Genomic DNA, 20,585 nt, shown 5'->3' on the forward strand with positions numbered 1-20,585 from the left:
ACGAACTCCAAGGGTCCTACAGCAATAAGGAAGTGAGTAGATCCGACGGGTTAAACGTTAGAAGTGCAGTTTCGCCTCGACGAACGGGGTGCTTTGAATATTCCCACCGACGGAATTATTGGCACCGAACTTGTGATACCAGTATTCCCAACCCACGCCGGCTTCAATCCAGTTTTTCTTGCCAAAAGCTAACTGGCCGATGTCAACCATGATTTTGGGATGCAAGAGCACCTCAGTTTTCGTCGGTTGCGTATAGTCGTTGCCCTTCGGACCGATCACGCTTAAGAACCCTTGAAGACTCAAAGGAACCGGACCTACAGCAAAGGGTATGTTCCAAGAACTCTCGACGCTGTAGGTCCAGTGAAAGCTTGTCGGACCGAAGTAGCCATCGTTGTTGAACTCCTTATAGGCGCCGACCGACACTTGCCAGTACCCGACAGGCACCTTCATTTGAAAGCTGGGACCAAACCGAACTGCGAACTCCCCGGAGGCGTAATAGTTATTCTTCGCGTCCCAGTTGAAACCAGAATTGAAACCGATATCTGAGAACGGACCAAAGGTGAACTTGTCCGTTTTGAAAATCTTGTTGAAGCTGAGGTCATTGCGGAACACGAACCACCCTTCGTAGGCACCTTGAGGTTGGTGACCGGTCGCGTTGGCCGGGTCTTGCCGGTTCGACATCAGCAATTGAGCGTCGAGGAAGTTCGTACCGTACTTGAAGCCGTCCGTATGGGTGAACTCGATGACGTTCAGCCCGACGTCATTGCCGTTGGGATGGTTAGGGCTCGTTGCCCCCGGCATTTTGAAGTACGGCCCGTACCAGTATGAGATGGAATCGTCCACCCATTCAAACGCATGTGCTTGTGAGGCAAACATGAGGCCCGCCGCCACTGCCAACAAACTTCTTTTCATATAGTTCTCCTAATGTCAGAACGTGGCATCTGTGCTCGATGCCGACCGTGCGCGTGCTTCTATCTTCCTTGCCAGTCCGGTGGCGGTCGGTCCGCTGAGCGGCGGCTGCGACCTATGTGGGGAATAGGCCGGTTGGGGTCAAGGAACTGACTTCACGCCATCGGTACTCACAAAAAGGCTTGACGATTTGGCCTTCTAGTGCGCAAAACTGGTACACCAGAAGGTATTCCAAAAAAGCCAAACGGCCAAGTGTTTCAAAATCAGTGAAAGCCCTACCGTCGCAGGTTTAACGTTTGACGGGTTCCCGTGACCGATATGCACAGTCATAACCAACGCCGTGAAACGCCCTATCGACGCGGCCTCAGTCACTTGAGGACGATTACATCCAGATCGTCCCAAAAGTGAAACGTTGCGTTTCACGAATGCCCTTCCGCACCGAAATCTGGAGCGATAGATTGGGACTACCACATGCCTAAGCCGTTTAGTGGTACCCCACATAGAACGTACGCATTGGAACGAGAATCATGCTTATCTATCAGCCGCCAACTGCCGCGAAGTTCATCCCGGTCATCGACCTTGAGGGAAGCTTCTCTGAAGACTTAGAGACAAGAAAGAAGGTCGCATGGGAGGTGCATAAAGCCAGCCGCGATACAGGCTTTTTCTACATTTCGAACCACCGCGTTCCGGAGGAGGTCACAGTCGGACAGCTCGCGCTGGCGCGCGAGTTCTTCGCGCTTCCAATCGAGGAAAAGCTAAAAATCAACGTCACGAACAGCGCGTCGATGCGCGGCTACGAACGAATGTCGAGCCAAGCTCTAGATGACGGTTCGATGCCCGATTTGAAGGAAGGCTTTATGGCAGGTATCGATGGTCTGCAGGCATATGTCACTAAGGGGGCGTACAACAGCAAAAATCAGTATCCCGAGTCTATGCCTGCGCTGAGCCACGCGACGGACACTTACCTCCAGACCATGCTTTCGCTAGGACGACATCTCTTGAGCGTCCTCGCACTGTCGTTGGACCTGCCAGAAGACTACTTCTCTCAAGGCGTGGAGAAGCCGATGATTACCACGCGACTGCTGCACTATCCGCCGCAGGACAAGATCGGCGAAGGGAACCAGCTTGGCGCTGGTGCGCATACTGATTGGGGGATGTTGACGATGCTGCTTCAGGACGACGTCGGCGGACTGGAGGTCAGAAATGCGGATGGTGAATGGGTGCGCGCGCCTTACATCCCTGGCACCTTTGTCGTCAATCTGGGCGACATGGTCCCCCTGTTGACGAATGGGCTGTATCACTCGAATATGCACCGCGTGTTGAATACAGCGTCGGACCGGCACCGCTACTCTGTCCCGACCTTCTTCGACCCGAATTACTTCTACCGTATCGAGCCACTCGCTTCTTGCGAGGCGGCACAGGATCGGTCAGCTGGAGAGTGCACGGTAGGGGAACACATTGCAGAGATGTACGCAAAGACCTACGGGAATGCCACCGCGGCGTAGGCCACACCGTGCAACACGGTCGAGCAGGAAAAGGTCCAAGCTCGGGGCCTTCCTGCTCTGCCGGGGCTTCGTTGAAAACAGAACGAGTCGTTGCGCAGGTGGGTAACGCCTCATCCTGCCGGCAGTTCTGGAAGTATGGTTGCCGAGGATGCGACGTAGTTGTTGAACGTCGGGATGTCCACGACGTTCTGAGCCACGAGATCGATGAAGGTCTTAAGTTTGTTGCTCCCGTAGCGTTGTCGATGGTAAGCGCAAAAGATTCGTCGCATCTCTGGCTTCCAGTCAGGAAGGACGGGTATCAAGCTACCATGCCGTATTTCCGGCTGAACAAAATAGTCGGGCAGTAGAGCAATCCCCATCCCATCGACACAAAACGTCTTCATCACCCAGTAATCATTCGTCTCGATGATGGACCGACTGATGTAGGCGCAAGAGGAGTGGTTCGAATGAAGGGTAACTTGGCCCGTATGCTCGGGCTCGCGTAAGGCGATCCGTTCGTAGCGAACCAACTCCTTCGGCTCCGTAGGCAGTCCCTGTCTCCGCGCATAGACTGGACTGGCGTATAGCCCGTAGCTGAGCCGTCCCACCGGCTTGGCTATGACATTCGGCAAGTCGGGCGCCTCTGAACAAATGTAGCAATCGGCGTCTTCAACCCGAGGTGATGAAGGGAGCCCAGCGGCATAAAGTTCGCAAACAACGTTGCTGTATTTGGCCAAGAACTGCCGAGTCACGTGACACACGAAAGTCGTCGTGAAATGATTCTCGGCAAGGATACACAGCCGTCCCTTCATACCACTGCTGAGTTCTTGCACCTCAGCGCGGGCAAGCTCCAAACGGCCGCCCATCTCCAAGAGTAGCGATTCGCAGCGGATATAAAACGCTTTCCCCGCCTCGGTCGGGACGACTCGCCTCGATGAACGCTCGATGAGTTCGACGCCGAGGTCCTCCTCAAGACGCTGGAGATGACGGCTGAGGGTTGACTTCGATATGCCAGTCAACGCCTCGGCCTTAGTGAGGCTGCACGTTCGCACGATTACCGCAAACGCTTCGATAAGCTTGATATCCAGTGCCATCGACGGTCAGAGCGACAAGCTGCGGACGCCAGCGCCCGCCGGAGGATCTGCGACGCTGAGCCTAGGGCACGACTTACCTGCCTCTCGTCGCAAATTAGCTCCAGAGTACCAGAACGGATCGACCTCGGCGAGGCGCAGTAGAACTTACCCGCTTGCGCCGCGTTTTGTATCTAGCTGCGACTCAGGCCGTCATAAAAAGTAAAGCGGCGCTGCGTTATCTAAAACACGCCGCGCCGCCCCCGCACCTTTTGGTGTGCAACCGCTCTAGACTTCGAGGTCTCGTGCTGTCTCCAAGGTGAGCCGCGCCGCTTCTTCGTTCGAGCTCAAACCATTCAGGACGACATTGAGGACAATGGCCACGACTGCGGTAAGCAGGATGCTGCTGCTCAAAATCGGGGCCAACGCGCTGGGAAGCTTGGCGAAGAGCTTGTCCGAGACCACGGGAATCATCCCGACGCCGACGCTGATAGCGACAATGTAAAGGTTGTGGGTATGATTAAAGTCCACCTTCGTGAGCGTCTTGATGCCGTTTGAAGCCACCATACCAAACATGACAATCCCGGCTCCGCCCAAGACGCACGGTGGAATTGAAGCAACGAGCAGAGACAGCTTTGGGACCAGACCCAGCATCATCAAAATGATGCCGCCAACAGCGCATACCCAGCGACTCTTCACACCCGTCACGGCAACGAGACCAACGTTCTGAGCGAAAGAGGTGTAGGGAAACGTGTTGAACAGGCCTCCAATGATGTTGCCGACGCCGTCGGCGCGAAAGCCGCGTGTCAGGGCTTTTTCGTCGATGGGCTTCCCAGTGATTTCACCAATCGCCAAGAACATCCCGGCTGACTCGACGAAGGTCACTAGCATGACAACACACATCGAAGCTGTCGCCCAGAGATCGAACTTCGGAAGACCAAAGTGAAGCGGCATTACCCATCCAATCCAAGCTGCATCTTGTAGCCCGGCAAGCGAGACCTGTCCAAGGGGCACTGAAATGGCGAAGCCAAAGACAAGGCCGAGGAGAATCGCAAGATTCGCAAAAAACCCGCGCGCAAATTTGACCATGAGCAAGACGAAAAGCAGTACGGCACCGGCGATTCCGAGGTACACCGGATTGCCGAAGTCCGGGCTCCCAAACCCACCACCGGACCACGCTGCAGCCACACCCATCAGCGACAGACCGACCATGAGAATCTCCGAACCGGTAACAATCGGCGGAAAGAATCGGAGCAACCTGCCCACGAGCGGCGCCATGAAGATGCCAAAGATCCCGGCAGCAATGGTGGCGCCGTAAATGCCAAGCAAGCCAAGCTCGGGATTGGACCCGATTGCAAGCATCGGGCCGAGCGCGGTGAAGGTGACGCCCATCATGATAGGCAATCGGATACCGACGCCCTTGAAGCCAATCGTTTGAATCAACGTGGCTATTCCTCCGGCCATCAAGTCTGCATTTATCAGAAAGGCTACTTGATCCTTCGGCAGTTTAAGCACAGCGCCAATAATCAGCGGCGTCGCAATCGCGCCCGCATACATAATCAACACGTGCTGTATGGCCAGGAGGACCAGCTCGCCCAATGGCAACTTCTCATTGCTTTCAGTATCTAACATGACTCACTCTCTTGGGCAGATTCAGAGTTCCACCAGCATTCACGTGTGTGCGTCGTTGATTCACGACGTTGGTTCTAAATCTTTGTGCAAAAGGACACTACGCGCAATAGTGCGGCGATTTGCCGGTAGCAAATCACCGCACGCTTAACACTCCTCCACGCGGTTCGACAGGCGTGTGCGCAGGGCTAGGAACGGTGTGCGCAGGGCTACGAACGGTGTGCGTTTACAAAGGCGTCCAACGTCTCAGCCTTTTTCTTAGCTTCGTACACCGCTACCCGCTCCGCGTACAACTCGCGAACAAACTTCGCAACCAGGCAACTATCGGCGAACATGTTGTACTTCCAACCTGTTCCGTAAGCGGCGAGGTTGATGTTATCGATGGTCATGATTTCCATCTTCGAATCGTCGACTTCCAGGTACTGGTCAATGACCTTGCGAACCAATTCCTTCGTTGTTGCGAGCTTGTGGGCATGCCACTCATCCGTATGCCACTCACCCGGCTTCGGATTCGAAAACGGGTACTGAATGGACCGACCGGGTCTGTTATACCCCAGACCATCCCATGGGCCGGTTTCGAATGCCCACCAGTTAAGCGGACCGTTGGGTGCCGCCGGTCGGACTTGCGTCCAGACAACCATGTTTTGCTTGAGCCATTCATCGGCAAAACTGTCATCGTTGAAAGGATCGAGCTTTCTGATGGACTCTTTGTCACCGCGCATCTGAGACACGGCATGCTCCACCTCATTCTCGATCTTGAAAATGCAGTGGCTGTAGTCCATACAGAAGTTGAATGGAATGCCTCGGCTCCGTACCATCTCTGCTACTTTCGTAACCCGGCGAAAGTCCTCCGACCACATGTCGACATGACCTTCATACGAGATAGTGATCCCGTGAAGCTTCGCAAGGTCATACGTGTGTAAGTAAGAGTCGGCCACCTCCTGGTCAGTCACGTAGTGTCCGTCCGCGTGCTTGGCCCAGACCATAAGGTTGTGAAACTTTGAGCCGACTTCGCGAGCGCGGACCAAGTTCGACTTCAGCGTTTCTTCGTCCCTGCCTAATACGTAAGTCCAACTGCCCGACAAAACGGGAAGGTTATATTTGTCGCTCGCCTTCAAATACAGCTTCAGTTGGTCATCATCTACGGGAATCCGATCCATACCGTCCCACAGACCCGTCTCGTGCAAAAGACGGAACTGTTCTTCGACTGGAAGTTCCTCGGCCAGCCAGTCAGTAACCGGCTTGTCCATCGATGACGGTTGAACGCCTCGGCCGGCGCACGCCAGCTTGAACATCTTTTTAGTCATTACATCTCCCTAGAAGAATCGGAATTCGCTCCAATGCTTTAACGAGCGCGCAAATCCGCGTACTGGCGATCGCTCTCAATTACGGGCTCGTGCAGAGCGGCCTTGAATGCTTCGGCGCCGTCTCGTGCTGCTTCGCTCAGTTCCCGCATCCACTTCCGGTACTGGACCGAGACCTTGTCAGTAACCACCGGAACCTCGTCGGTTGTCATTTGTGCCGGCCACTGCGATTCAATGACCGGCTTGTCTTCTGCGAAGACCACATCGTTGAATGTAATGTGGAGATGGTCTGAATCGTCTGCTTGCTCGCGCGCGAAGATAAGGAAGTTCTTCGTGTGCGAGTCGTCCAGAGGGCACGAGACGTTAAAGAGCACGTGCAAGGATTTGGTTGAATACTTCTCTACCGCAAGATTGATGGCGAACGGCATGCTGCAGTGGTAGGTGAACGTTCCAATCGCTGCATGGTTCGGGACATCCATATCCGGAGGCGTATCGTAGACGAAGCGGAACTGACCGTTGACTCGGTCCATCGGCACGATGGGCGGCTCGGCGTTGTTCGGGTCGAAAAGCGTACCCGGATGGATGAACGCGAAATGCGAGAAGTCCGTAAAATTCTCCCAGCGCCGCTCGGCGGAGGCGTCCCACCAGTACGGCTCTTGCACCACAATACGCATCTTCGGGTCTTCGGCCGCGCTGAAGTAGGGAATCTCCGTGCAGTTGAACGATGAATCGAGGCGAACCCAAATCAAGCCGTACTTTTCCTCGCAATCGAAGGTTTCGACGCGGGCCTTGTTTGGAATGGGACTGTCGGGACAAGCGGGAATCTTCGTGCAAGCGCCTGCCGTATCGTATTTCCAGCCGTGGTACGGACATTGCAATTCGCCGCCCACAACCTGACCACACGAGAGCTTCGCTGAGCGGTGCGCGCATCGGTCCCGCATCGCGACATACTTGCCTTCCAGTTTTGCTACCACCAGTTGCTCTCTGAGCAAGGTGACTGCGAGCGGGCCGAAGCTAGAGGGTTTGGCCTTCTCGAGTTCGGTAACCGTGCACACCGGATGCCAAAAGTGGCGGAGGTACTGGTTATCCTTTATTAGCGGTGCGTATTCCATGCCTGTCTCCATCGTTTCTTTGGGGAACTAAATAACAGACGTTCTTAGGAGAGCCCGCTCTCCTAGCGTCCCTTTAAACTACGACAGCCGTTCTTGGTCTCTTTGATTCATGAACTGGTACACCAAAAAGTACGAAAACAATATCGACGTGTCAAGCGCGTCTCGTAGCTGGAAGGGGGAGCGGTGCCCTGCAACTCAGGTAAGCAACTCTGGTAGAAGCGCTTACCTGAGAGGCTTAGGTACATTCGGTGCTAAAAACTTGCTGCCGCCGTTCTGTCAATCGCGTACTTTGGACGAACGGGACAGCTCGTCCGTGCCTGAGCAGTAAACAGACGGTCGTCTAGCTCGCCGTCTCGTCGATGATGTTGGTGCGCAGGGCCTCCCGGAATGCCTCTTTCCCGTGCGGAGCCGCGAGCGAGAGTTCGCGATGCCACTTCCGATACTGGATGGAGACCTTGTCGGTCGCGACGGAGATCTCGTTCGCAGAGACTTCGGCAGGCCATTGAGACTCGATGATGGGCTGGTCTTCCGCCAAAACGCGCTTTTGAAACGCAAGATGCATGTGGTCAGGCTGATTGTCGCGCTCGCGAATGATGACCATGAAGTTGCGGCAAGTCTTTTCGTCAACCGGACACGCGGTCGTCCACAAGATGAATCGCGAATCGTCGCGCCAAAGCTTTATCTCCAGATTGATGGAATAGGGCATGGTGCATCGATAGGTGAAGTCACCCATCGGCGCCTCTTCCGGAATGCCCTCCATCTCTCGCGGCGGTGCCAATTTGAACTGCAGCTCGCCGTCTACGCGGTTTACGAGAACCAGCGGGTGACTTGCAAAAAAGGGGTCGTAGAGCGTCCCCGGATGAACGAACGCGAAGTGCGAAAAGTCGGTGAAATTTTCCCAGCGCCGCTCGGCAACCGTGTTCCAGATGTAGGAGTCGGCGACAATGACCTGCATGTCAGGGTTGTCCCAATCGCCGAGGAACGGGATCTCGGTGCAGTCGTACGAGTTGTCCAGACGCACCCAGACCATTTCGTACTTGACTTCGCAGTCGTAGATCTGAATCTTCGCTCGCGGCGGCACTGGCTTGTCGGGGCAGGCGGGAATGGACTTGCATGCGCCTTCATTGTCGTACTGCCAACCGTGATAGGGGCATTGGAGCCTGTCTTGGCCGTCGCATTTTGCAATGGTTCCAATGGAAAGCTGTGCAGACCGGTGGGCGCAGCGGTCCGGCGCCGCTACGATTTTGCCGTTTAGCCTCGCCAATACCAGCTTTTCACCCAGCAGTGTGACCCCCATCGGGCCATGTCCCGAAGGATTTGTGCGCTCGAATTCGGCCAGCGTACAGACCGGGTGCCAGAAATGGCGAAGATACGACTTGTCTTCCAAAAGAGGCTTGTACTGCTCACGCGCACTCATCGTTGCTCCTGTGGGGTAGGGTGATGCAAATCGTTGTATCTGAGAGACCAAAACACTCATCTGGTATACCAGACTAGGCGGCAAAAAAAATGGATGCAATCAGGGATTTCCTGCATCCGGGTTCCGACGGTGACGCAGCCGTCATGAATTGTGCCAACGTAGCGTTTCTCCGGATATGCGTTTCGGGCGGCCTGATAGCAAAGAACGCTAGAATGTGTAATCGGACTGTCGGCTGACGAGACGGTTGCGCTGCTGGCGCACTTTCCCATTCTGTGGTGCCAAAACGCCCAACTCAAGTACCAACGTCTCCGATTGTTGCCCCAACCTCCTATGCGCCAGGCCGGCGTTCTGCCCATCACATGCTCACTCAGAAGATCGTAGGTGCAATCTCGGATGCGATTTACCACCGCAAGCTGCCGCCGGGCGCCAAGTTAAATGAACGCGACATCGCGGATCTCTACGGAGTCAGTCGAACCGTGGTACGGCAGGCACTGATCCGCCTTTCGCAAGATGGGCTCGTGGAAATTTCACCAAAGCGCTCGTCTTCGGTGTGGCGCCCGACATTCGACGACGCGTTTGAGCTCTACCAGATGCTGCTAGTGCTTGAAAGTGGGGTAATTGATCAGTTGATTAAAAGCATCACACCTGACCAACTTAAGACGCTTCGCGCGCACACCACCAAAGAAAAGGCAGCATTCGAGAAGGGGCGGCACGACTTGGGTGATAAGCTTGGGCGAGAGTTTCATGAACTGATTATTTCCTTCCTCAACAACGCAACGCTCACGCAGATCCATCATCATTTGAGGCGCCGCGAAGCACTCATCAACGCGATGTTTCGTGTGGGATTCGACTATTGTCAACTGCGCGGTGAGCATTCCCAGTTGGTCGAATGCCTGGAAAAGAAGGACGCTGACGCGGCCAAAGCGCTTCTCGCGTCGCACTACAACTTGGTCATCCGTGGTTATCGATTTGACGCCCTGGTTACGCCGGAAGTGGACCTCAGGCTGGCTTTAGCGCTCTAAACTCCGCTGCATTAGTCTGGCCCGCGTCCGTGGGCCGGAACATCCTCTCGACGGTTCATGCAGCCTTCTGACAGGCTACCTCAGTGTTACTCCCAACAAGAAATCGCTTGCCCCGGCGATTTTTTTTGTTATAGAGTCTGGTATACCAGTTGAGCTATCTGACAAGCCAATATAGGAGGGACATGTGAATTTTGACCAGCAATTGTTCGATGACTGGCACCCCGTCGCGGCATTGGAAGACATTCTTCCGGACCGCAGATTTCACACTTGCCTGCTCGGTCGCGTTATCTCGTACAGCCGCAAAGGTGCTGAGGTGACGGCGCAGTGGGATGACGACGGCACGGAGCGCCCGATGTCTGCGAAAGAGCAGTACGGCGCACTTTGGGTGTCGTTCTCATCAAACCCGAGAGATCTTTTCGAGGTGCCCGAATTCGCGGAGCCGGACCGGCGCGTCGTAAGCGCCGGGTCCACACGCGTGAACACGTCTGGTCTGCGCGCGGTTGAGAACTTCCTTGATATGGCGCACTTTCCGTTCGTCCACACGGACATCCTCGGCGCTGAGCCACACACCGACGTCGCGCCTTACAAGGTCAAATACGACGAGACGGTCGATGAAATCATCGCGACCGAATGCAAATTTCCGCAGCCCCGCGGTTCCGCGACGGCGACAGACGCACTCGACATGGACTACATCTATCGCGTCACCCGGCCATACGTCGCGATTCTGTACAAGACGTGTCCGCCGGATCCGTCACGCTGGGACGTCCTGTGTCTGTTCATACAGCCCGTCGACGAGGAATGGTGCATCGCTCATACGTTGATGTGCTACGTGGATGACGTGAATTCGGACGAACAACTCCGTCATTTCCAGCAAACCATCTTTGGCCAGGACCTGATGATTCTCGTCAACCAGGTGCCGCGGCGCCTTCCCCTTACGGCGAAGACGGAGAATCCGGTCCGTGCTGATGTTCTAGCAACGGCATATCGCAAGTGGATACGTGACGGTGGCCTTACATACGGCGCGATCCGGGACTGACATTAGGGATTGAGATTCATGAGTTCATTTGATTCGAATCGCTGGTATCCAATTTCCAGCAGCGAGGTCCTCAGTGAGCGTCACGTCTACCAGACGTCCCTCGCAGGTCAAGAGTTGGCGGTATGGCGCGATGACAACGGCATTGCAAACGCTTGGGAAAATCGATGTCCTCATCGCGGATTGCGGCTCTCGCTCGGCGTCAATCTTGGCCACGAACTGCGGTGCCAGTATCACGGTTGGACGTATGAGAGCGGATCGGGCGGCTGCACGTTTGTGCCGGCACACAGGGACGCAACGGAACCCAGTAAGGCATGTGTGAGCACATTCGCGGTACGTGAAGCCGGTGGGCTTGTTTGGGCGTCACTCGGCGCGCCTGTCGGCGATCCGCCCCTCATCAAAACGCAAGAAGGTGGCACCATCTTCACGTTCATGAGAAGCTTACCTTTCAATTTGCCTGTTGCCGAGGTTGCGAAAGGACTCCTCGAAGATGGCGTCTGCTTCGCGGAGTGTTTTGACCAAGAACCCGGGAGCGTAGGACTTCGGCAATTTGGCAATGACTCGGTTGCGCTGTCTGTTGGCGAGAACGGCCGGTCCGGATTGCATTTCTATATTCAGCCCCATTCCGCGGACAAGACGATCGTCCATGTGAATGCGCTCCTTCAAGAGCCTGTAAGCCGTAGCTTCGTCGAGCGCTTCTCGCATGTGTTCGGCGAGTTTCGACGAGCGCTTGAGCGGCCTCGAGTCGAGCAGCCGGTTACAAAGGTCGCCGCCGCTCGCAAGTCGACGCAGACACCCGTGCCCGTACCGGTCGTTGTCGCTGTTCCTCAGACTTCGTCGGCTGAGTACCGCTGCAAGGTCACCTCTCGCGTGCAGGAAACCGGTGACATCGTTTCGTTTGGCCTTACGCCGATTGGCCGGACGTTGCCGCAACTCACCCCGGGTATGCACGTGAGCGTCACCACGCCCTCTGGAGTCGTTCGCCAGTATTCGGTTATCAACGGGCCGCATGAGCGCGAAGCCTTCCTGATCGGAGTCAAACGGGAGCTGCAATCTCTCGGCGGCTCGAGATCCATGCATGACGACGTAAAGGAAGGTACAGAACTCAAAATCACGGTGCCTCGGAACGGATTCCCGTTGCGGCGTAACGGCCGCACGCCTGTCCTCATTGCTGGCGGCATCGGTATCACTCCGATTCTCGCGATGGCGCAGGCGCTTAACGCGAGCGGCGACAAGTATGCGATGCACTACTTCGTGCGCGGCCCGGAGCACACCCCGTTTGAGGAGCGGCTGCGTACGTTGGGGCGCAACGTCTTCATTCACACAGGCCTGGATGTCGAGGGTACCCGACGTCGGCTTGAGGAAATCGTCGAAAAACTCAATCCTGAGCAGACCGAGGTCTACACGTGCGGACCCGGCCCGATGATCGACACGGTTAAGGATGTCGCGTGTAAGCGGGGTATTCCGGAAGAGTCAGTGCGCTTTGAATACTTCAAGAACACAGATATTCCGACCGGTGGTGACGCCTTCGAGGTCACGTTGGCGAAATCCGGCAAGACTTTCATGGTGCCGTCGGACAAGACACTTCTCAAAGCTTGTTGGGACGAAGGCGTACCTCTCGAAGCCTCCTGTGAGCAAGGCGTTTGTGGGACTTGCATGACCGCAGTACTTAGCGGCGAGCTGGAGCACCACGACACCTACCTTTCAAAGCGGGAACGCGAAAGCGGCAAGTGGATTATGCCCTGCGTATCCCGATGCAAGAGCCAGAAGCTCGTGCTCGACGTCTAATGTGAGTCAATATGATTACGCTCTACGATTACGAACTTTCCGGCAACTGCTACAAGGTCCGACTGCTGCTCAACATCCTTGGTTTGGAGCACAAGCTGGAGCCTGTCGAGTTTTACCCGAGCAAGGCGCACAAGTCGGACGCGTTCCTTCGGATCAACCCGCTCGGCCAGTTGCCTGCACTCACCGATGGCGACTTCACGATTCGGGATGCACAAGCGATCTTGGTCTACCTTGCCTCAAAGTACGATAAGACCGGCCAGTGGTACCCGGTCGCAAACGCGACGCTCGCCGGTGAAGTCCAGATGTGGCTTTCCTTCGCCGATAGCCTCACGGGGTCCATTTCTGCTGCCCGCCTGCACGATCTTTTCTTCTTCGATTTCGATGCAGAGGCGTGCAGAAGGCGCGCGCACGAGTTGCTGAGAATCCTCGACGAACATCTTTGGTTGCGCGAGAAGGGCGGCGACAAATTTCTCTGCAGCGCTGCGCATCCGACCGTCGCCGATATTGCTTGCTTCCCGTACATCATGCTGTCCGATGAGGGCGGCGTTTCGCTGGGAGACTACCCGGCCGTACGTCGTTGGACCGACCGCGTCAAGCGCTTGCCCGGTTTTATCGTGATGTCCGGCGTGTTCCCCGCCGCTCAGTTGCCGACACGACAGCCAGAGATGCCGCGTGAAGCGTGCGCCTGACGCTCTGCTGGGGCACGCAATGCCGCAAAACCAATTCTTTAACAATTAAGGTTTAGATAGATGAAGACGAAAGCAGCAGTTGCATGGAAGGCGGGTGAGCCCTTGACGGTAGAAGAAGTGGATCTGGCCGGTCCGCGTGCGGGCGAGGTCTTGATTGAGGTCAAAGCGACCGGCATTTGTCATACGGACTACTACACGCTCTCTGGCGCAGACCCCGAAGGCATCTTCCCCGCGATTCTCGGTCACGAAGGCGCAGGCGTGGTTGTTGATGTTGGTCCGGGAGTGGGCACCCTGAAGAAGGGTGACCATGTTATTCCGCTCTATACGCCGGAATGTCGTCAATGTAAGTTTTGTCTCTCGCGCAAGACGAACCTGTGTCAGTCGATTCGCGCCACCCAGGGCAAGGGCTTGATGCCTGACGCAACCTCTCGTTTTTCGCTTGACGGCAAGCCCTTGTTCCACTACATGGGCACGTCTACATTCTCGAACTACATTGTGGTGCCCGAGATTGCCGTCGCAAAAGTACGTGAGGATGCCCCTTTCGACAAGATTTGCTATATCGGCTGCGGCGTGACCACCGGCGTGGGTGCAGTGGTTTTCTCTGCGAAGGTCGAGGCAGGTGCCAACGTTGTCGTGTTCGGGCTCGGCGGAATCGGTCTGAACGTGATTCAAGGCGCGAAGATGGTCGGTGCGGACAAAATCATCGGTGTCGACATTAATCCGGGACGAGTCGGACTGGCGAAGAAGTTCGGAATGACTCACTTCGTGAATCCCAAAGAAGTGGACAACCTTGTCGACCACATCGTGCAATTGACCGACGGTGGCGCAGATTACTCCTTTGAGTGCGTAGGCAATACGACGCTGATGCGCCAGGCACTGGAGTGCACGCATAAGGGATGGGGTCAGTCGTTCATCATCGGTGTCGCTGCCGCGGGCCAGGAAGTCAGCACGCGCCCGTTTCAACTCGTCACGGGTCGCGAGTGGAAGGGTTCCGCCTTCGGCGGAGCGCGCGGTCGTACCGACGTTCCGACGATTGTCGACTGGTACATGGAAGGCAAGCTCAACATTGACGACCTGATCACTCACCATCTGAAACTCGAGCAAGTGAACGAGGGCTTCGACCTGATGAAGAAGGGCGAATCCATCCGGTCTGTCATCATCTATTAAGGAGCTTTGATGGTGCTCGCTAAGGTCGAGGAACATGCAAGTTTCGGCGGTACGCAGGCGGTTTATCGGCACTCTTCAACCGCGGTCGGCGTGCCAATGAAGTTTTCGATTTACCTTCCGCCGCAGGCAGCTACGAGGAAAGTGCCGGCGCTTTTCTACCTCGCCGGGTTGACCTGTACTGAAGAGACGTTTCCCATTAAAGCCGGTGCTCAGCGCTATGCGGCCGAGCATGGCATTGCGCTAATTTCGCCGGATACCAGCCCCCGAGATACCGGCATTCCTTGGGAGACGAACTCATGGGAATTTGGTGCCGGCGCGGGCTTTTATGTCGATGCGACCGTGGCACCTTGGAACAAGCATTTCAAGATGTACTCGTACGTGAAGGACGAGCTTCGAGAACTTGCGTTGGAGCATTTCCCTATCGATGCAAGCCGCATTGGTGTCTTCGGCCATTCGATGGGCGGTCACGGCGCCTTAGTCCTGGCGCTGCGCAACCCGCATATCTATAAGTCGGTTTCTGCATTCGCCCCAATTGCAGCGCCGATGCAATGCGATTGGGGGTTAGGCGCGTTCAGCGGCTACCTCGGAGATGACCGCAACGAGTGGAGGCGCTACGACGCCAGCGAACTGATGTGGACCATGAGTAGTCGGTTTCCCGACGGCATTCTCATCGACCAAGGGCTGGACGACAAGTTTCTCACGGAGAAGCAGTTGAATCCGGAGGTGTTTGAAAAAGCATGCGAGACGATGGGACAGCCTCTTACGCTGAGACGGCACGAAGGGTATGACCACGGTTATTTCTTTATTTCGACGTTTATTGCCGACCACATCGCTCACCACGCAAGAGTATTGAACGGAGCGGCCGGCTTGAACTGATTTCGTTCTGGGGTCTCGGACACGCTGGCCTCCTCCGGCGCGTCCTTTTACGCCCCGGCATGTCTGGGGCTTTTTTCATTCTGTAACGTGCTTATGTACTTTCAGGGGCTGACCGTCGAGAGACGAAAGGCCCATGCCAGCTTCGGAGCCCACGAATCTCTCCTGTCAAGAACGGGCTCCGACCTCGTCCCCCGGTCACCGACCGGGGGCCTTTTTCGCCTATCAGCGAACACGGAAAGCACTGTGAATATAGGAGATCTGTACGGTGAGAATCAGGCGGGCACGCCGGAGGGGAAGGCCGTTACGCAGACCAGAGAATCGCTTCCTCAAAGCACCATAACCTTACCCGCAACGCGATGCCATCTCTCATTGCACCTCCTGCGAAGGGTCGCGGCTCGGCATCTTCCGTAAGGACGCCCCTAGAAGTCATCATCGTGGCGGGAATTTTGTCAGCGCGTGGGTACGAACTAGTGTGTGCTAAAAGCCTGCGTGACGCTGAACTGGCAATCACGCGCATCGTGGTGAAAGGAGCGAATCTTGGGCATTGGATGCTTACAGAAGACGAACTGCGTGCCATCAAGGAAGTCGTTGGTACTTTCGAAGAGCAGATAAGGAGGGCGCCAATCGCCGATATAGAAGCTGATTTTAAGAATGCGAAAGATATAGCAGGGTTTTGAGAAGGCATCGCGCGTCATGGGTTTGTCGTACTTGCACCCCCTTTTGCGATCCGCTAAGTTCTTCGCATCATGTTCGCATCCTCTTCATTTATGGCGGAGACACTCGGCAGCGACGACATTTGGGCCTCTGGCCCGAAGCGCAAGGAAGGAAAGGTCGCGTCAAATGCGAAATCGGAGGTGAGCAAAATGTTAGTCAAACCTGTAGGCACGAAGCCAGGCGTTGGTCGCAAACAAGCAAATCGACAGTCAAAAAGACGGTCTTCATCGGATGCTATCACTGAAAGCGAGTATGCACGATTGCTCAAAGCGCCTATGACCTCGCTCGTGGGTATCCATCACGGACGTCCAGACGTCATGTTTGCGGCTATTCTAGGCTACAACTGAAAAGACAGAGGATTCTCGGAGACCCCGCAGAACGCAGGAAGCAAGCAGCAGGCCGTATGGTAAGGGCAGCACGTTACTTATTGCTGTCTCGGGACGCGCCGCTTCCGCTATTCCGTTTCAGAAACCCGACATCCGGAGCCAACAATGGCGAATCGAATCAGAATTTATACAGGACTACGCGACGCTGCCTATGCCCTCGATGAGCAGGCGTCCGGACGTACTCCAGACTTCTCACGGCTGCTATCGGGCGCGATTACCCTCGACACGATGTTCCGACAGCGCGCGCTTGACGCCGACTTGCAGGATGCAGCACTCAATTTGGAGCGTGCCGTGAGGGAGGGTCAGCTGTACCTTGACGCAAAGGGACGAACGCGTGCAGCTAATCTGGCAGAAAAGGTTCGGATTCTCGCGGTCTCTTCCATTGAAGCGCTACAGGTCCACTGACGGAATCTCGAGGGACTTGCGATGATGCGTTGACAGCACGCAGACATCCTCAAGCTTGGGTCGGTTCCGGCTTGACATCGCAGCTACTACACGGAGGTATTAGTCGAATCAAGACGTATTTCGAGCGCCGTTGACCGGGATACCATGTGGATGCGGATTCGCATCGTTGGTGTCTTCAGGCAGCAGGTTGCCGTCGGCAAGGTTCTCGTCGGCCCTCGCCGTTTCGGGCTAGCGTTCGGGATACAGATGTCGCTCCGCGATGCTCCCATCGAAGGTCCGCGACCAACTTGGCGATCACGCCCGTTGCGAGGCTGTTGCCGATCGTGTTGCATGTTGCAATGGCCATCGACATGAAGCGGTACACGCCGAAGATCAGTGCAAGACCTTCGACGGGAAGCATGCCAGTCGAAGTGACCGCGGCTGCAAATACGACGAAGGAACCGCCCGACACCGTAGCCGCGCCCTTCGACTGTGGCGCGACAATCCGGATGAGAGACGCGCGACAATCAAGTTGAGAATGTCGCGGCAGAAATGATGATGCCGATGTTGATTGACGCTGGCAAGCGTTTATTGATTGACGCGCGGCGTTGATTGACGCGGGCGAGTGGGTGTCGCGCGACAATCAAGCTGAAGCCCCCAGTCGTTTTGGATTGCTGTGTAATGGTGACGCCGCAGGTATTCTGGCTGCGCGACAATCAGGATGAGAATGTGTTGGCGTGGAAGATGATGCCGGAGTTGATTGACGCCGGCTAGCTTTGCCTGCGAGCCGCGCGTCAAATGGAATGAACGCCCCCACCTACGAAGTGGGTGGCGCCGAAGAGGCGGACCCTCACGGGCCGACGGCATCAAAGTGCCCAAATGGAAGATCATTGAGGTCTTCACAGGCTAACCGGAGGGTCCAAAATGAAGTATACGACGGTCGGGGTAGACATCGCGAAGAACGTCTTCCAGCTTCACTGGATGGATGCCGGCACGGGCGAGATTGTGAACAAGCAACTGAAGCGTGCCGCGTTCCTCGAGCATTTTGCGAATCGCGAACCTTGCCTCATCGGGATGGAAGCCTGCGGTGGTGCGCAGCATTGGGCACGGCGATTGATTGAGATGGGCCATCAGGTCAAGCTAATGCCGGCGAAGTTCGTCAAGGCCTTCAATATCGGCAACAAGAACGATCCTGCCGATGCTCGCGCGATCTGGATGGCCACGCAGATGCCGAGCAAGCCCGTCGCTGTAAAGACCGAAGCCCAGCAGGCTGTATTGGCGCTGCATCGGTTGCGGCAACAGAAGATCAAGTTCCGCACGATGCAGATGAACTGTCTACGGGGCTTGCTGACAGAATACGGCGAGGTGATGGCCAAGAGTCGCGCCGCGCTGGATAGAGCGATTCCCGGGGTACTGGCGAAGCTGGCCGAGCGTCTACCGGCGATGCTGATCGACTCATTACGCGAACTCTGGAATGACCTTGATCGACTGGACAAACAGATCGCTGACATTGAGCGACGTTTGCAAACGTGGATGAAAGAGGACAAGGCATGCAAGGCAATCGCTGCGATTCCCGGCGTTGGTCTGCTGACGGCAACCGCCACGGTTGCCACGATGGGTGACGCGAAGGCGTTCAGGTCCGGACGGGAGTTTGCTGCGTGGCTCGGTCTCGTACCAAAGCAGATCGGCACTGGCGGGAAGATCCAGCTCCTGGGTATCAGTCGACGCGGCGACACGTACGTCCGTACCCTCCTGATTCACGGCGCGCGCAGTGTGCTCTTCCATGCGAAACATGCTGGGGGCTGGGTCGAGCAGATCAGAACGCGACGACCATCGAACGTAGTAGCCGTTGCATTGGCCAACAAAATGGCGCGGATGATCTGGGCTGTTCTCGCCCACGATACACCGTACAGTTCCGATCACGTCAGCTTACGTGGAGTTTGAAACTGAAAGCTCAGAGATGTTAAGAAGTCCAGGCACGACGCCGAAAGGTTGCGCTGGCAATTGAGTGTGATGACGAGACAGGTCGGACCGTGATTCGCGAACCCTGAATCCTGATTTGAGCTTTTAGCTCGCGCGTCAAATGAGGGGCGAGTCAGCGGATTTCATCGGGGCCAGCAGCGAATGAGGCTGCAAAAAGGCCGAATATAAAGCTGCAACCTATCCTGTCAATCTGAGCACAAAAAAAACCTGGCGCATCGGGGGCGTTCATATAATCAGGATGAGAGTAATGGCGTTGCGGCAGCGGTGAAGGGCATAGCCCGGAACCGCTGTCGCGACGCCGCGCCAAAGGAGTCCGCCCCGCTGCTGGGGTGCCTTATTGGTGGTCGCGGTAAATCGGGTATGAACAGCTCTTTCGTGTAGCGAACGGAGGCTGCGTAAGCGGCTCGGCGCGGCCGGTCAAGTGCGCGAACGTGCGGTACGGATGGTTCTGGAGCATCGGGGCGAGCCCGGTTCGCAATGGAAGGTGATCGCGTCAATTGCGGCGAAGTTCGGCTGCTCCGGTGAGACGCTACGCAGCTGGGTGCGGCAGGCAGAGCGGGATCGCGGGCTGCGACCGGGATCGACAACGCAGGAACAGGAGCGGATCAGGGAGCTTGAGCGAGAGAACCGGGAGCTGCGGCAGGTCAACGAAATCCTGCGTAAGGCGTCCGCATATTTCGCGCAGGCGGAGCTCGACCGCCGACCGAAGTGATGGTGACATTCATCAATGATCACCGGGCGGTCTACGGGGTCGAGCCGATCTGCAGGGTGTTGCCGATCGCTCCGTCGACCTACTACACGCATGCAGCAAGACTGGCCGATCCGGAATTGATGTCAGCACGGGCGAAGCGGGACGCATCGCTGAGCGACGAGATCCGTCGTGTCTTTAAAGAGAACTTCGAGGTGTATGGGGCGGCCAAGGTCTGGGGGCAGTTGCTGCGTGAAGGCATCCAGGTAGCACGCTGTACGGTCGAGCGACTGATGAAAAACTCGGCCTGCAGGGCGTGCGGCGCGGCAAGAAGATCCGGACCACGGTTAGTGATCCCGCTACACCGTGCCCGCGGGATCGCGTGAACCGACAGTTCCAGGCCGATCGACCCAACGCACTGTGGGTGTCGGATTTCACCTATGTTTCGAGCTGGCAGGGATTCGTCTATGTCGCGTTCATCATCGACGTGTTTGCTCGCTACATCGTTGGCTGGCGCGTGTCGGCATCGGCCCGCACGGACTTCGTACTGGACGCGCTGGAGCAAGCACTTTACGCGCGCCAACCTGAGGAGCAGGACCGGTTGATCCATCATTCCGACCGCGGCGTGCAGTATGTCTCGATCCGCTACACGGAGCGCCTGAAGGACGCTGGTATCGAGCCGTCTGTGGGCAGTGTTGGCGACTCGTACGACAATGCGCTGGCCGAGACGATCAACGGCTTGTACAAGGCGGAAGTCATTCATAAACGCGGTCCGTGGCGCAATCTGCAGGCCGTCGAACTGGCGACGCTCGAATGGGTCGACTGGTTCAATCACCGCCGCCTGTTCGGACCGATTGGCAACATTCCACCCGCCGAAGCCGAAGCAGCTTACTATCGTCAACTCGCTGGGTCCGCCATCGGGGCGTGACT

The 20,585-nt window shown here is 56.3% G+C and carries 16 protein-coding genes, 2 pseudogenes and 1 other annotated feature; of the genes and pseudogenes, 11 read left to right on the forward strand and 7 right to left on the reverse strand.

The window, feature by feature from the left end:
• Positions 1–57: 57 nt before the first annotated feature.
• The gene (locus AWB79_RS25245; protein WP_061170168.1) at positions 58–912 is read right to left on the reverse strand and encodes a hypothetical protein; all 855 of its coding nucleotides are present in this window, start codon (positions 910–912) and stop codon (positions 58–60) included.
• Positions 913–1,436: 524 nt separating this feature from the next.
• On the opposite strand from AWB79_RS25245, the gene AWB79_RS25250 reads away from it, so the two are divergent.
• Entirely contained in the window at positions 1,437–2,414 is a 978-nt protein-coding gene (locus tag AWB79_RS25250; RefSeq protein ID WP_061170169.1) for an isopenicillin N synthase family dioxygenase, read from the forward strand.
• Positions 2,415–2,524: 110 nt separating this feature from the next.
• Here AWB79_RS25250 and AWB79_RS25255 read toward each other — a convergent pair whose 3' ends face one another.
• From AWB79_RS25255 to AWB79_RS25275, 5 genes are all read right to left on the reverse strand, one after another.
• Entirely contained in the window at positions 2,525–3,487 is a 963-nt protein-coding gene (locus tag AWB79_RS25255) for a LysR family transcriptional regulator (RefSeq protein WP_061170170.1), read from the reverse strand.
• A 264-nt stretch (positions 3,488–3,751) separates the two neighbouring features.
• Positions 3,752–5,095, reverse strand: coding sequence for a nucleobase:cation symporter-2 family protein (locus tag AWB79_RS25260; RefSeq protein ID WP_061170171.1), 1,344 nt, complete (start codon positions 5,093–5,095; stop codon positions 3,752–3,754).
• 206 nt (positions 5,096–5,301) lie between these two features.
• On the reverse strand, positions 5,302–6,399 hold the full coding sequence (locus tag AWB79_RS25265) for an IolE/MocC family protein (protein WP_061170172.1): 1,098 nt from the start codon (positions 6,397–6,399) through the stop codon (positions 5,302–5,304).
• A 38-nt stretch (positions 6,400–6,437) separates the two neighbouring features.
• Positions 6,438–7,508, reverse strand: a complete 1,071-nt coding sequence (locus tag AWB79_RS25270) for a Rieske 2Fe-2S domain-containing protein (protein WP_061170221.1) — start codon at positions 7,506–7,508, stop codon at positions 6,438–6,440.
• A gap of 340 nt (positions 7,509–7,848) precedes the next feature.
• Positions 7,849–8,925, reverse strand: a complete 1,077-nt coding sequence (locus tag AWB79_RS25275) for a Rieske 2Fe-2S domain-containing protein (protein ID WP_061170173.1) — start codon at positions 8,923–8,925, stop codon at positions 7,849–7,851.
• 359 nt (positions 8,926–9,284) lie between these two features.
• Here AWB79_RS25275 and AWB79_RS25280 point away from each other — a divergent pair, with 359 nt between their 5' ends.
• The 8 genes from AWB79_RS25280 to AWB79_RS25315 all read left to right on the forward strand — a co-directional run bounded on the left by AWB79_RS25280 (position 9,285) and on the right by AWB79_RS25315 (position 17,005).
• Positions 9,285–9,947: a GntR family transcriptional regulator gene (locus AWB79_RS25280; RefSeq protein WP_061170174.1), complete on the forward strand. Its 663-nt coding sequence runs from the start codon at positions 9,285–9,287 to the stop codon at positions 9,945–9,947.
• A gap of 184 nt (positions 9,948–10,131) precedes the next feature.
• Positions 10,132–10,983: an aromatic ring-hydroxylating oxygenase subunit alpha gene (locus tag AWB79_RS25285; RefSeq protein WP_061170175.1), complete on the forward strand. Its 852-nt coding sequence runs from the start codon at positions 10,132–10,134 to the stop codon at positions 10,981–10,983.
• Positions 10,984–11,001: 18 nt separating this feature from the next.
• Complete coding sequence (locus AWB79_RS25290; protein ID WP_063963540.1) at positions 11,002–12,768, forward strand: Rieske 2Fe-2S domain-containing protein; 1,767 nt, start codon at positions 11,002–11,004, stop codon at positions 12,766–12,768.
• Positions 12,769–12,779: 11 nt separating this feature from the next.
• Complete coding sequence (locus tag AWB79_RS25295; protein WP_061170176.1) at positions 12,780–13,457, forward strand: glutathione S-transferase family protein; 678 nt, start codon at positions 12,780–12,782, stop codon at positions 13,455–13,457.
• Positions 13,458–13,517: 60 nt separating this feature from the next.
• Entirely contained in the window at positions 13,518–14,624 is a 1,107-nt protein-coding gene (locus AWB79_RS25300; RefSeq protein WP_061170177.1) for an S-(hydroxymethyl)glutathione dehydrogenase/class III alcohol dehydrogenase, read from the forward strand.
• 9 nt (positions 14,625–14,633) lie between these two features.
• On the forward strand, positions 14,634–15,500 hold the full coding sequence (gene fghA / locus AWB79_RS25305) for an S-formylglutathione hydrolase (protein WP_198399099.1): 867 nt from the start codon (positions 14,634–14,636) through the stop codon (positions 15,498–15,500).
• Positions 15,501–15,934: 434 nt separating this feature from the next.
• The gene (locus AWB79_RS39680) at positions 15,935–16,177 is read left to right on the forward strand and encodes a hypothetical protein (protein ID WP_157695845.1); all 243 of its coding nucleotides are present in this window, start codon (positions 15,935–15,937) and stop codon (positions 16,175–16,177) included.
• 528 nt (positions 16,178–16,705) lie between these two features.
• Positions 16,706–17,005 carry a hypothetical protein gene (locus AWB79_RS25315; RefSeq protein ID WP_061170179.1) on the forward strand — a complete coding sequence of 100 codons (300 nt, stop codon included), beginning with the start codon at positions 16,706–16,708 and terminating at the stop codon, positions 17,003–17,005.
• A 108-nt stretch (positions 17,006–17,113) separates the two neighbouring features.
• Here the strand turns inward: AWB79_RS25315 and AWB79_RS39170 are convergent.
• Positions 17,114–17,477, reverse strand: a pseudogene (locus tag AWB79_RS39170) (cation:dicarboxylate symporter family transporter); the annotation flags it as partial.
• A 431-nt stretch (positions 17,478–17,908) separates the two neighbouring features.
• On the opposite strand from AWB79_RS39170, the gene AWB79_RS25320 reads away from it, so the two are divergent.
• Both AWB79_RS25320 and AWB79_RS25330 read left to right on the forward strand, forming a co-directional pair.
• Entirely contained in the window at positions 17,909–18,928 is a 1,020-nt protein-coding gene (locus AWB79_RS25320; RefSeq protein ID WP_061170180.1) for an IS110 family RNA-guided transposase, read from the forward strand.
• A gap of 481 nt (positions 18,929–19,409) precedes the next feature.
• Positions 19,410–20,583 (forward strand): annotated as a pseudogene (locus tag AWB79_RS25330) (IS3 family transposase).
• Positions 19,637–19,753, forward strand: a sequence feature (AL1L pseudoknot). It overlaps the preceding pseudogene by 117 nt.
• Positions 20,584–20,585 lie beyond the last annotated feature (2 nt).

It is taken from the genome of Caballeronia hypogeia, assembly GCF_001544875.2.
GTDB classification, from domain to species: domain Bacteria; phylum Pseudomonadota; class Gammaproteobacteria; order Burkholderiales; family Burkholderiaceae; genus Caballeronia; species Caballeronia hypogeia.